The following is a 12,350-nucleotide window of genomic DNA, read 5'->3' as shown; positions in this document are numbered from 1 at the left end:
CCGACAGCCGACCGAGGTGCGGCAGGTTGGGCAGCCGGCCGGGGCGCGGCAGCGCCGGCACCCGACCACGCACCCAGCGCCACGCCAGCTGCGCGGTCGACGGGAACGGCGTGCCGTCCAACCGCGCGATCGTCCGCAGCACCGCCCGCTCCATCTCCGCGTCGGCAGGCGGGTCGAGCTGCCGCAGCCAGGCCCGTTGGCCGTACCGGTTGGCCCAGACGCAGACCGCGTCCCGCAGGTCGTGCAGTTGGACGCCGCGTTGGTGGCTGCCCGACCACAGGTCCGGCAACGACCTACCCAACTCCGCGTGCCACATCAGCGGCGGCATGTCGTCCAGCACCACCGCCATCCCGACGTGGTTCACCGGGCTGTTGGTGGTGAACTGGATCGCCCGGTCCGGCACGCTGCGACCCCGGAACACCCACACGTCACCGGTGCGGGTCAACTCGACGGCCTCATCCAGGCTGATGCTCATGAGGGTCTAGCCTAGGCCGATGCGGCAACGAATGCGGTGGTGGAAGGTTCTCGGGCTGGCCGGGCTCGCCGGCGTCGCGGCCTCCGGTGTGGTCATCGCGCGAGCCGAACGCCGTCGGCGCGCGTACACACCGGAGGAGATCCGGCAGCGGCTGCTGGAGCGGCACGCCCAGGCCGGCAATGCCGCGAAGCCGGGTGAGCCTGCCTGACTCGCTGTCCCTTGTAGATCGTTTGGGACAGCCGGGCAGGTCCATGATCGGTACGATGGGGCCATGACGACGCCCGTCGCACAGCGGCCCTTCGTCCTGTCCACCCCGGCCGCGCCGGTCGAACGACACGGCAACGTCGACCTGCACCTGCCCACCCACACCGGTCCCGCGCCCGCCGTCGTGGTGGTCCACGGCGCTCCGCTGCCACCCGACGCGCCCGACCCCCGCGACTGGCTGCTGTACCGCGGCTACGGCGCGCTGCTCGCCGCGAGCGGCGTGGTCACCGCGCTGGTCAGCTATCAGGTGTCCGACCTGTCGGCGCTGCCCGCCGCAGCCGACGACATCGCCGCGATGGTCGAGCAGGTCCGCGCCGATCCGCGGGTCGACCCGGAGCGGGTGGTGCTGTGGTTCTTCTCCGGCGGCGGCCTCTTCGCGGCCGACTGGCTGCGCGTCCCGCCGCCCTGGCTACGCGGGATCGCACTGACGTACCCGCTGCTCATCCCGTTCCCCGGCTGGCAGGTCGACGCTCGGTTCCTGCCGGTCGAGGCGCTCACCTCCGGCCCCGGCGTGCCACTGGTGCTGACCCGCGCCGGTCAGGACATCCCGCCGGTCCTGGCCGGCATCGACGCGTTCCTCCCCGCAGCGACCGCCCAGGGCTGGCCGATGCAGGTGATCGAGGTGCCGGACGGCCAGCACTCCTTCGACATCCTCAACCCCGGCCCGCAGTCCGAGACAGCCGTACTGGCCGCCCACGACGCGGTCCTGGAGCTACTCGACGCAACCTGACCACTGTCGCCTCGCCGTCCCACCCATTAATCGAGGCGGCATGAGCCACGCGCCGCAAGGGCAAGGCCGACGCGACGCAAGGACAGGACCGACGCGGCGCGGGTGCAAGGACAGGACCGACGCGGCGCGGGTGCAAGGGCAGGACCGACGCGGCGCGGGTGCAAGGGCAGGACCGACGCGGCGCGGGTGCAAGGGCAGGACCGACGCGGCGCGGGTGCAAGAGCAGGGCCGACGCGGCGCGCGCGAGGGCAGGGCCGATGCCGCGGCGGGCTACAGGTGTGCCGGATGCGACCATCCGCCGGTTGAGGTGTCGCGGCCCTGCATGATCGTGCTCGATCCTTGTTGTAGTGGCCTCCTCAGCGCAGGGAGGGGCCTGTTTCCTGGATCGAGCACGATCATGCAGGGCCTGGTGCATGTGGGGGCCGGCGCAGCTCAGTTCGAGTTCGTGCAGGGCGACATCAACACGACATACCGGGCGGGTCCACAGGAGTTTCAGCCCTGCCCCGGGCCGGCGCGGGTGTGCGCAAACGGTACAGCCGGCATGGTCCACTCGACTTCCTTGAAGTCGGGGCGTCCTCGACCTCGGGACACGGCGACTTTAAGGAAGCCGAGTCGATCACGGCGCCTCGCCCGCCGATCACGGTGGCGCCTTGTCCGCCGTGTCGATCCGCAGGCCTGGCCGGTGCGGGTGCGCGATCGGCACAGGCCGGGCATGATCCACTCGCGTTCCTTGAAGCCGGGGGGTCCCCGGCGCCGGGACACCGCGGTTTCCGTAAACGCGAGTGGATCATGCCGGCCTGTCCGCCCTGTCGGGTTCGGCAGGCGGGTAGGGTGGGCGCTTTGTCGGTTTTCGCCTCGGGTATCGGGTGGTCGGGGCCACCCCGCCGGCGGAATCGGCGGCCGGGCCGGGTCGTTATACGTGGCAGGCCCACCGCAACAGCCCGGGTCATTGGCGGGACGGCCCCGCCGGGAACACCCGCCGGGCCGCCCCGGTTACACCCCCCGCACGGCCAAGCACCACACAACGGCCGGGCAGGGCAGCCGCCGGGAACACCGGCCAGGCCGCCCCGGTTACACCCCCGAACGGCCGAGCGCCACAACGGCCGACCCCCCGCGGGAAGGCGGAATGACCTGCCACCGCGAACGGTTACACCCTGTCCCGACGCCGACCCCCTCGCGGGTCACCGGGCAGAACCCCTTCGAACTTCCCCCGCACGCACTGACCCCCGTTGAGTGCCGTGCGGGTTCCCCCGATGCAGAGGAGCACGCCATCATGCGTACCGATCTGATCCGTAAGACCGCCCTGACCGCCGCCGGCCTCGCCTTCACCGGTGGCGCCATCGCCGGGCCGGTGACCGCCGCGTACGCCGCGTCGGATGCCAAGCCGGCCACCCAGACGCAGAGCGACCGTAAGCCCGCCGGTGAGCGTCAGCTCGGTGTGCGCTACGAGGCGCAGCCGAACTTCTACTACTGCGGCCCGGCCGCCACGCGTAACGCCCTGTCCGTGCAGGGCAAGGAGATCAGCGTGGACGCCATGGCCAAGGAGATGGGCACCACCGAGGCCGGCACCAACTCCATCAACGACATCACCCCCGTGCTGAACAAGGAAACCGGTAAGAACGACGCCTACCGCTCCGTGGAAATCAGCACCCCCGACGCCGACGCCAAGCAGACCGACACGCTGCGCGCCGACATCGTCAAGACCGTCGACGACGGCCGCGCCGTGGTCGCGAACATCGCCGGCACCAGCGTCGACACCGACGGCGGCGTGCACTCCTTCGAGGGCGGGCACTACATCAGCGTCGTGGGTTACCGCGACGGCGGGAACGTGGTGAAGATCGCCGACTCCGCCGACCCGAACACCGCCTCCTACGAGGTCACCGTCGAGCACCTCGCCGACTGGATCGCCACCCGCGGCTACGCCACCAGCTGACCCGCACCACACCGAAGGGCCGGACCCCACCACGGGGCCCGGCCCTTCGGCATGCTCAGGTCAGTGCTCGCCCGGGCGGGTCGACTCAACGCCGGGGGCCACCACAGCCGCCTGACCGCCGGTAGGCACCTCGGCCGCCGTCATGTCGGCGGCGCCGTCGGCCGACGCGACGCGGTGCGCGCGGCGGCGCAGCCACCAGGTGCTGCCGAGCCCGGCGAGCACCGCGAGGACCAGCCCGGCCCAGGAGATGTCCTTCAGCCAGTGTTCGGCCGCGCGGCCCACCGAGTAGAGCAGGTACGTCGTGCCGAAGGCCCAGACCAACCCGCCGGCCGCGTTCGCCAGCAGGAAGCGGCGGTACGGCACGTGCAGCGCGCCGGCGAGCGGCCCGGCCAGGATTCTCAGCAGTGCCACGAAGCGACCGAAGAAGACCGCCCAGACGCCGTGTCGGGCGAAGCTCTGTTCGGCACGGGCGAGTTGCGCCGGGCCCAGGTGTTTGGGGAACCGTCTGCCCAGCCGGGCGAGCAGTGGACGACCGCCGCGTCGGCCAATGGCGTACCCAATGGAGTCGCCGACGATGGCGCCGAACGCGGCGGCGCTGGCCACCCACTCCGGCTCCACCACTCCAGTGGCGGCGAGCAGGGCGGAGCTGACCAGGACGATCTCGCCGGGCAGCGGGACACCCATGCTCTCCACGCCGATCACTCCGGCGACGATCAGGTAGATCACGCCCGGAGGCAGCGCCGAGAGCCAGTGCTGAACGTCGATCACTCGGCACCCCTTCCGAATCGGCCCCGACCCTACCCCGCCGGCCTGACGACGCGGCGTGGTCGTGCGCCGCCCAACCCGTGACGCCGAGTTGCGCAGATAGCAAGACGGACGTACGGTTTTGTTGGAAGCGGAATCGGGCGGTAAGTGTCACCTAACCTCGGCGGCACCCCGGCCGGTGCGACAGACTGCTCAGGACTACTCACGGTCGCTGGTGTGAAGGAGTACGACGTGGCGAGCCTCGACACCTTCGGTGCGAAGACCCAGCTACGCGTCGGAGACGCGAGCTACGAGATTTTCAAGATCGACAAGGTGGACGGCCACGCCCGGTTGCCGTACAGCCTGAAGATTCTGCTGGAGAACCTGCTGCGGACCGAGGACGGCGCGAACATCACCGCCGACCACATCCGCCAGCTCGGCGGGTGGGACTCCACCGCCGCCCCGAGCGTGGAGATCCAGTTCACCCCGGCGCGGGTCCTGATGCAGGACTTCACCGGCGTGCCCTGCGTGGTCGACCTGGCCACCATGCGTGAGGCCGTACGCGACCTGGGCGGCGACGCCAGCAAGGTCAACCCCCTCGCCCCGGCCGAGCTGGTCATCGACCACTCGGTCATCGCCGACCTGTTCGGCCGCGAGGACGCGTTCGCCCGCAACGTCGAGCTGGAGTACGAGCGCAACAAGGAGCGCTACCAGTTCCTGCGCTGGGGTCAGACCGCGTTCAACGAGTTCAAGGTCGTCCCGCCGGGCACCGGCATCGTGCACCAGGTCAACATCGAGTACCTGGCCCGTACCATCATGGAGCGCAACGGCCAGGCGTACCCGGACACGGTGGTCGGCACCGACTCGCACACCACCATGGTCAACGGCCTGGGCGTGCTGGGCTGGGGCGTCGGCGGCATCGAGGCCGAGGCCGCGATGCTCGGTCAGCCGGTCAGCATGCTGATCCCCCGGGTGGTGGGCTTCAAGCTCTCCGGCGAGATGCCGCCCGGCACGACCGCCACCGACCTGGTGCTGACCATCACCGAGATGCTGCGCAAGCACGGTGTGGTCGGCAAGTTCGTCGAGTTCTACGGCCCCGGCGTGGGCGCCGTGCCGCTGGCCAACCGGGCCACCATCGGCAACATGTCCCCGGAGTACGGCTCCACCGTGGCGATCTTCCCGATCGACGCGGAGACGATTCGCTACCTGGAGCTGACCGGCCGCGACGCCGCGCAGGTCGCGCTCGTCGAGGCGTACGCCAAGGAGCAGGGCCTCTGGCACGACCCGGACGCCGAGCCGGACTACTCCGAGCGCCTGGAGCTGGACCTGGGCTCCATCGAGCCCTCGCTCGCCGGCCCGAAGCGCCCGCAGGACCGGGTGCCGCTGGGTGCCGCGAAGACGCTGTTCCGCTCCGCGTTGACCGACTACGTCGCCGACGACTCCGTCGGTGAGCGGGACCTCAAGCCGGGTGTTCCCCGCGAGGAGCTGCCGCGCGGCGCCAACGGCCCGGCCGACGAGGCCAGCGCCGAGTCCTTCCCGGCCAGCGACCCGCCGGCCAACGAGTTCAGCGACCCGGCCGACGAGCCGCGTGACCTGGAGACCGCGGCGGTCGGCGCGGGCGGCCGGGCCAGCCACCCGGTCCGGGTCACCGGCGCCGACGGCGTCGAGTACGAGCTGGACCACGGCGCCGTGGTGATCGCCGCGATCACCTCCTGCACCAACACGTCCAACCCGCAGGTGATGATCGGTGCCGCGCTGCTGGCCCGTAACGCCGTGGAGAAGGGCCTGACCCGCAAGCCGTGGGTGAAGACCACCCTGGCGCCCGGGTCGAAGGTCGTCATGGACTACTACGAGCGGGCCGGCCTCACGCCGTACCTGAACAAGCTCGGCTTCAACCTCGTCGGCTACGGCTGCACCACCTGCATCGGCAACTCGGGTCCGCTGCCCGAGGAGGTGTCCGCCGCGGTCAACGAGCACGACCTGTCGGTGGTCTCGGTGCTCTCCGGCAACCGGAACTTCGAGGGTCGGATCAACCCGGACGTCAAGATGAACTACCTGGCCTCGCCGCCGCTGGTGGTCGCCTACGCCCTCGCCGGCACCATGGACATCGACCTGGCCAACGAGCCGATCGGTGAGGACTCCGAGGGCAACCCGGTCTACCTGCGCGAGATCTGGCCGAACAGCGCCGAGATCCAGGACGTCATCGCCCAGGCGATCGGCGCCACCGGTTTCAGCGCCGCGTACGCCGATGTCTTCGCCGGCGACGAGCGGTGGCAGTCGCTGCCGACCCCGACCGGCGACACCTTCGCCTGGGAGAACGACTCCACCTACGTGCGTAAGCCCCCGTACTTCGAGGGCATGCAGCAGGAGCCGAGCCCGGTCGTGGACATCTCCGCCGCCCGGGTGCTGGCCAAGCTGGGTGACTCGGTGACCACCGACCACATCTCGCCGGCTGGCGCGATCAAGGCGGACTCCCCGGCCGGCACGTACCTCGCCGAGCACGGCGTGCCGCGCCACGAGTTCAACTCGTACGGTTCCCGCCGGGGTAACCACGAGGTGATGATCCGGGGCACCTTCGCCAACATCCGGCTGCGCAACCAGCTGGTCCCGGGCGTGGAGGGCGGCTTCACCGTCAACCACCTCACCGGCGAGCAGACCTCGATCTACGACGCTTCGGTGGCCTACCAGGAGGCCGGCATCCCGCTGGTGGTGCTGGCCGGCAAGGAGTACGGCTCGGGCTCGTCGCGCGACTGGGCGGCCAAGGGCACGATGCTGCTGGGCGTCCGGGCGGTGATCGCCGAGTCGTACGAGCGGATCCACCGCTCGAACCTGATCGGGATGGGCGTGCTGCCGCTGCAGTTCCCGGTGGACGTCACCGCCGAGTCGCTCGGCCTGACCGGCACCGAGACGTTCACCATCACCGGGGTGACCGCCCTGAACGACGGTGAGACCCCGCGGACCGTGCTGGTCAGCACCGACACCGGCGTGGAGTTCGACGCCGTGGTGCGGATCGACACCCCCGGTGAGGCGGACTACTACCGGCACGGCGGCATCCTGCAGTACGTGCTGCGCCGCATGATCGCCAACTGACGTACCGAACACCTGAGGAGGGCCGCTTCCCGCGCTTGCGGGGAGCGGCCCTTCCACGTCTCTGCCGACGGACGCTCGCTCTCAAGCCAACAGGCCGAGCGGGTGGAGCGCAGCTCGTTCCCGTGCCCCGACTTGCTGTTTTGGGCCTTTGCTCTGCTTCACTCGGCGCAACACTGACAGTCCTATGCCGTTGCGTCCGTTGAAGCAGAGCAAAGGACGAACAAGTGGTGCGGCCAGCTCAGGAACCCCGCCGGGCTCTCGCTCAGCGCAGCCGCAGCGCGACAGCCCGTGCCTCCTCCTCGGTGAGGGGCAGGAACCAGAGGAAACGGCGGACGATGGCGACCGGATCGGGGCCGCCCGGCTGGCCGCGCAGGTCGCGGATCGCCCGGCGGGTGATCCGGGAGAACTCGGGGATCAGGGTCGCGCGACGGGCCGCGTCCGTCGGGGTCGCTCGCAGCGCCGGGCAGGGCCAGTCCTGACCGCGGGCGTCGCACGTCCACAGCGGGCCGTCGGCGGTGTGCGCGACCGGCGGGCCGCACCGGGATCGCCAGCGTGATTCGGGTACGACGTTCCCCGCGCGACCGTGACCACGGTACGGAGGGTGCCGTGGCCCGGTCGGGCCGGCGGTGATCGCACGGGGCAAGGGCGGCTGACCCGGTCGATTGCCCGGCCGATGTGAGCGGTTGCAGGGAGCTGTTCGTCGTGCCTGCCGACGTCGGCATGTATCCGGGCCTCGGTGGGCCGTTCACCGTGGCCGAGATGCCGGACGGGGCGCGGGTCGCGCACGTGGACAGCCAGGCGCAGGCGCAGCTCATCGACAAGGTTTCCGACGTTGCTACATTCGACCGACGATGGGAACGCATTCGCGACGGCGCCCTGTCACGGGTGCAGTCCCTCAACCTCATCAGGGAAGCAGCAGCATCATGGACCTGACCGGCGCTCGGTGGCGCAAGAGCAGCAAGAGTGGCAACAACGGCGGCGACTGCGTCGAGGTGGCCAACAACCTCGCGGGCATCATCGGCGTACGTGACTCGAAGGACCCGGCCGGTCCGGCGCTCGCCTTCGACCCGGCGGCCTGGGCCCGGTTCCTGGCGTTGGCCAAGCACGGCTGACCCCTCCCAGCGGTCGAGCATGCGGCCCTACGGTGCAAGTCAGCACCGTGTGTCGAGCGAGAAGATCGCGCCGATCTTGCAGTTTTGGTCGTCGACATGAGCGGGGATGCCCCTTGTGTCGGGACAGAAAATGCAAGATCGCGGAGCGGGGACAGACCCGGCCCGTCGATCATGAAGTTGTGGTGCCTGGTTTGGCAGTTCACGGGGGTTTTGTTGCCCACCACAACTCCATGATCGGCGAGGCGGTGCCGGTCCAGATGACCGACGTACCGCTCCTGATCGCGTGCGGCGGCTCCGCTAGCGGTCGAGGTCGTCGGCACGCTCGAGCAGCGCACGGCGCTCGGCACTCGACCCCACCGCTGCCGCCGCCTCCCGGAACAATTCGGCCGCGCGCGACCGGTCACCCTGCCGGGCCACCAGGTCGGCCTCCACCGCCACGGCGAGCGGGTAGCCGTCCAGCCCGCCCCCGGCCCGCGCCGCGTCGAGCAGGACCAACCCGGCGGCCGGCCCGTACGCGTACCCGTGCGCGACCGCGCGGTTGAGCGCGATCACCGGCGAGGGGCGGAGGTCGGCGAGCGCGTCGTAGGCCCGTGCGATCGTCGGCCAGTCGGTGTCGTCGGCCGAGGCTGCGGTGGCGTGGCAGGCGGCGATCCGGGCCTGCCACGCGTACGGCCCGTCGTGGCGTACCCGATCGAGGGCGGCCAGGCCCTCGGCGATGGCGGCGCGGTCCCACCGGTCGCGGTCCTGCCGCTCCAGGGTGAGCAGGGTGCCGGCTGCGTCGCGGCGGGCGTCCCGCCGGGAGTGTTGGAACAGGCACAGCGCCAGCAGTGCGGCGACCTCGGACTGCTCGGGCATCAGCCGGTCGAGCAGCCGGGCCAGCCGGACCGCCTCGTCGGCGAAGGCCGGCTCGCCGTCGACGACGTAGCCCCGGGTGAACAGCAGGTACAGCACGGCGAGGACGCCGGGCAGTCGCTCGGTCAGTGCCGGCCCGCTCGGCACCCGGTACGGGATGCCGGCCTGGGCGATGCGGGTGCGGGCCCGGGTCAGCCGGCGGGTCATCGTCGACTCGCTGACCAGCAGGAGGCGGGCGATGTCAGCGGTCGGCACGCCGCAGACGGTCCGCAACGTCAACGCCACCCGGGCTTCGATCGCGAGGGCCGGGTGGCAGCAGGTGAAGATGAGCCGCAGCCGGTCGTCCACCACGTCCTGGCCCACCTCCGGCTCCGGCGACGCGTCGTCCGGCGTGAGCAACGCCAGATCGTGCAGCTTGCGCCGCTCCACGGTGGCCCGGCGCAGCACGTCGATCGCCCGGTTGCGGGCCACCGTCATGAGCCAGCCGCCCGGGTTGGCCGGCACACCGTCGCCGGGCCAGCGCTCCAGGGCGACGGTCAACGACTCCTGGGCGCAGTCCTCGGCCAGCGCCCAGTCCCCGGTGATTCGGATCAGGGTCGCGACGATCCGGGGGTACGCCTCGACGCTGGCGGCCGCGACGGCCTCCGCCGCCACCGCGCCGGCCGGTGCCGGGGTGCGCACCGGCCGGCGCTGGGATGTGGACAAGTCGGTCAGTCGGACAGGTCCGCGAACGGACGCAGTTCCAGTCGGCCCTGGCGGGCCATCGGGTGGGTGCGGGCCACCTCGATCGCCTCGTCAAGGTCGGCGCAGTCGAGCAGGTCGAAGCCCACGATCACCTCGGCGGTCTCCGCGAACGGCCCCTCGGAGACGAGCAGCTCACCGTCACGAACACGGACAGTCGTGGCCGCGCTGGCCGACGCGAACACGTTGCCGGTCAGCCGGCGGCCACGAGAGTCGTTCTCCGCCACCCACTTCTCGATGTCGGGTAGCTCGGTGGGGTCGGTGTCCGGCTCGGTGTCGCTGCACACGAACATCATGTACTTCATCTGGTCGCTCCCTGGTTTCTCGGGGTATCGCCAGCATGACGAACGGCCGACAGCGTTCCGGACACCCTCCCCCGAAAAACTTCTGTCAGTCTCCGCTGGCGGCGCGGCGGCGGGCCTCGCGGGTCTTCATGGCGTGCTCCATCAGCGTGACGAGCACCTCCTTGCTGGACTCGCGCTGCCGGGCGTCACAGAGCAGCACCGGCACCCCCGGGTCCAGGTTCAGCGCGGCCTGCACCTCGTCGAGCCGGTACGTCCGAGCGCCCTGGAAGCAGTTCACCGCCACCACAAAGGGCGTGCCCCGACCCTCGAAGTAGTCGATCGAGGGGAAGCAGTCGGCGAGCCGGCGAGTGTCGGCCAGCACCACCGCGCCGATCGCACCCAACGCCAACTCGTCCCAGACGAACCAGAACCGGTCCTGCCCGGGCGTACCGAACAGGTACAGCACCAGGTCGTCGCTGATGGTGATCCGGCCGAAGTCCATGGCCACGGTGGTGGTGGTCTTGCCTTCCACCCCGGACAGGTCGTCGATGCCGACCCCCGACTCCGTCAGCACCTCCTCGGTGCGCAACGGCCGGGTTTCGCTGACCGCGCCAACCATGGTCGTCTTGCCCACGCCGAAGCCGCCCGCGACCAGGATCTTGATCGCGGTGGGCAGTGGCGTCGCTCCCGCCGGCCGGTCAGAGTGCCCGTAGTCCATTGATTACCGCCTCGAAGATGCTGTTGTCGGGAAGACCGGCCGTGGTCTGCGGCTCGCGGACCTGCACCAGGCTGCGGGCTGCCAGATCACCGAGAAGCACCCGGATGGTGCCCACCGGCAGGTCGAGATGGGCGGCGATCTCGGCGACGGACTGTATGCGCTGGCACAGCCCGACGATCGCCAAATGTTCGGGACCGAGACCGACCTCGGGCGTGACCTCGGCTCGGGTCGCCGTGACCAGGGAGATCAGGTCGAAGGTGCCGGTGACCGGGCGGGCCCGGCCGCGCGTCACCGCGTACGGACGCACCACCGGACCCGCGTGGTCATCCACCCACTGATGGTCTGCGGACTCCCCCTGGACCGTCATCGCCGCTACCTCTCGCCGACCTGCTGATCAGTGCCCCGCGACGGCGATGCGACGTACTTGCCGACCCGGGTGACCAGCATCGCCATCTCGTAGGCGATCAGACCGACGTCGGCGTCCTCGCTGGCCAGCACCGCCAGGCAGGCGTTGCGGCCGGCCGCGGTGACGAACAGGAACGACGACTGCATCTCGATGATGGTCTGCTGCACCTGCCCACCACCGAAACGCTTGCCCGCGCCTCGGGCGAGGCTCTGGATGCCGGCCGCCATCGCCGCGAGGTGCTCGCCGTCGTCCCGGCTCAACCCCTGGGAGGAGGCCATCAAGAGGCCGTCGGTGGAGAGCGCGACCGCGTGCTCGGCCTGCTTCACCCGGCCCACCAGGTCATCCAGCAACCACGTCAGGTCGGCGCTCGAAGCCGTCTTCTGGGTCACTTCGTCGTCCTCTTCTCGCCCGGCTGTGCGCCGTGTTCGTTTGGGGCTTGACCGTCACACCGCGCGGAAACCCGCGTCGATGCTCGGTCAGGTCGCTTGTGGATCCTCGTCGGTCGGCTCGGACGGCGTCGCCGCCGGGGCGCCGGAGGCGCCGCCGAGCAGCCGGGCCGCGTCGGTCCGCCCACGCCGGGTGCCGGTCTGGTAGGAGCTCATCATCCGGCGAACCTGCTCCGGTGGGCGCACCACATCCTCGTCGTCGGTCTCGGACACCGCCGGGTCGTCTCGCAACTCGGGAACGATGTTCGCCTGTCGGACCCGCACGGGCAGGCCGGAGTCGGTCCGCTCCGCGTCGGCGCGGGCGGGCACCGGGCCACCGTCGCCGGCCGCGTCCGGACCCGCGCCGAGCGCCCCCGGGCGCGCGCCGTCGACGGCGGGTAGGCCTCTGGCCACCGTCGTGCATTCCCAGGCTGGCTGCCCCGGTCCGCGCCGCGCGCGTGTGGGCAGGTCGGCGGTGCCGGCTGCCGGGGTCGCCCCCTGGCCGGGGGCGTGCACGGTAGTCCCCCGTGCCTCCCCAGCCGCCTCGGGCGCGTTGTGGCCCGGCCTGCTCCGCAC

At 71.1% G+C, this 12,350-nt stretch carries 13 protein-coding genes and 2 pseudogenes; 6 read left to right on the top strand and 9 right to left on the bottom strand.

The window, feature by feature from the left end; genetic code table 11:
• A partial coding sequence (locus PSH25_RS10485; RefSeq protein WP_238658845.1) for a hypothetical protein occupies positions 1–475 on the bottom strand: 475 nt, incomplete at its 3' end.
• A gap of 19 nt (positions 476–494) precedes the next feature.
• Here PSH25_RS10485 and PSH25_RS10480 point away from each other — a divergent pair.
• From PSH25_RS10480 to PSH25_RS10470, 3 genes are all read left to right on the top strand, one after another.
• Entirely contained in the window at positions 495–683 is a 189-nt protein-coding gene (locus PSH25_RS10480; protein WP_238658843.1) for a hypothetical protein, read from the top strand.
• A 63-nt stretch (positions 684–746) separates the two neighbouring features.
• A complete protein-coding gene (locus PSH25_RS10475; RefSeq protein WP_238658841.1) occupies positions 747–1,469 on the top strand; it encodes an alpha/beta hydrolase in 723 nt (240 codons plus the stop codon).
• A 1,273-nt stretch (positions 1,470–2,742) separates the two neighbouring features.
• On the top strand, positions 2,743–3,402 hold the full coding sequence (locus tag PSH25_RS10470) for a C39 family peptidase (RefSeq protein ID WP_238658840.1): 660 nt from the start codon (positions 2,743–2,745) through the stop codon (positions 3,400–3,402).
• Positions 3,403–3,462: 60 nt separating this feature from the next.
• Here the strand turns inward: PSH25_RS10470 and PSH25_RS10465 are convergent, their stop codons facing one another.
• Positions 3,463–4,170: a DedA family protein gene (locus PSH25_RS10465; protein ID WP_238658838.1), complete on the bottom strand. Its 708-nt coding sequence runs from the start codon at positions 4,168–4,170 to the stop codon at positions 3,463–3,465.
• A gap of 213 nt (positions 4,171–4,383) precedes the next feature.
• Here PSH25_RS10465 and PSH25_RS10460 point away from each other — a divergent pair, with 213 nt between their 5' ends.
• Positions 4,384–7,236 carry an aconitate hydratase gene (locus PSH25_RS10460; RefSeq protein ID WP_238658836.1) on the top strand — a complete coding sequence of 951 codons (2,853 nt, stop codon included), beginning with the start codon at positions 4,384–4,386 and terminating at the stop codon, positions 7,234–7,236.
• A gap of 262 nt (positions 7,237–7,498) precedes the next feature.
• Here the strand turns inward: PSH25_RS10460 and PSH25_RS10455 are convergent, their stop codons facing one another.
• Positions 7,499–7,879, bottom strand: a complete 381-nt coding sequence (locus PSH25_RS10455) for a hypothetical protein (protein WP_238658835.1) — start codon at positions 7,877–7,879, stop codon at positions 7,499–7,501.
• 50 nt (positions 7,880–7,929) lie between these two features.
• Here PSH25_RS10455 and PSH25_RS10450 point away from each other — a divergent pair.
• Positions 7,930–8,169 (top strand): annotated as a pseudogene (locus PSH25_RS10450) (Scr1 family TA system antitoxin-like transcriptional regulator); the annotation flags it as partial.
• Positions 8,160–8,348: a DUF397 domain-containing protein gene (locus tag PSH25_RS10445; protein ID WP_238658833.1), complete on the top strand. Its 189-nt coding sequence runs from the start codon at positions 8,160–8,162 to the stop codon at positions 8,346–8,348. The pseudogene PSH25_RS10450 and the gene PSH25_RS10445, both read left to right, overlap by 10 nt.
• A 297-nt stretch (positions 8,349–8,645) precedes the next feature.
• Here PSH25_RS10445 and PSH25_RS10440 read toward each other — a convergent pair whose 3' ends face one another.
• The 6 genes and pseudogenes from PSH25_RS10440 to PSH25_RS10415 form a co-directional block, all read right to left on the bottom strand.
• Entirely contained in the window at positions 8,646–9,905 is a 1,260-nt protein-coding gene (locus PSH25_RS10440) for an RNA polymerase sigma factor (RefSeq protein WP_238658832.1), read from the bottom strand.
• A gap of 5 nt (positions 9,906–9,910) precedes the next feature.
• The gene (locus PSH25_RS10435) at positions 9,911–10,246 is read right to left on the bottom strand and encodes a YciI family protein (protein WP_238658830.1); all 336 of its coding nucleotides are present in this window, start codon (positions 10,244–10,246) and stop codon (positions 9,911–9,913) included.
• 85 nt (positions 10,247–10,331) lie between these two features.
• Positions 10,332–10,943, bottom strand: coding sequence for a GTP-binding protein (locus PSH25_RS10430; RefSeq protein ID WP_030337265.1), 612 nt, complete (start codon positions 10,941–10,943; stop codon positions 10,332–10,334).
• Positions 10,924–11,310, bottom strand: coding sequence for a DUF742 domain-containing protein (locus PSH25_RS10425; RefSeq protein WP_030337267.1), 387 nt, complete (start codon positions 11,308–11,310; stop codon positions 10,924–10,926). The genes PSH25_RS10430 and PSH25_RS10425 overlap by 20 nt, the downstream gene beginning before the upstream one ends.
• 5 nt (positions 11,311–11,315) lie before the next feature.
• Positions 11,316–11,738, bottom strand: coding sequence for a roadblock/LC7 domain-containing protein (locus PSH25_RS10420; RefSeq protein WP_091403761.1), 423 nt, complete (start codon positions 11,736–11,738; stop codon positions 11,316–11,318).
• An 87-nt stretch (positions 11,739–11,825) separates the two neighbouring features.
• Positions 11,826–12,350 (bottom strand): annotated as a pseudogene (locus PSH25_RS10415) (nitrate- and nitrite sensing domain-containing protein); the annotation flags it as partial.

This window comes from Micromonospora foliorum, from assembly GCF_022229015.1.
GTDB classification, from domain to species: domain Bacteria; phylum Actinomycetota; class Actinomycetes; order Mycobacteriales; family Micromonosporaceae; genus Micromonospora; species Micromonospora foliorum.
This window is presented reverse-complemented; position numbering and strand designations above follow the sequence as displayed.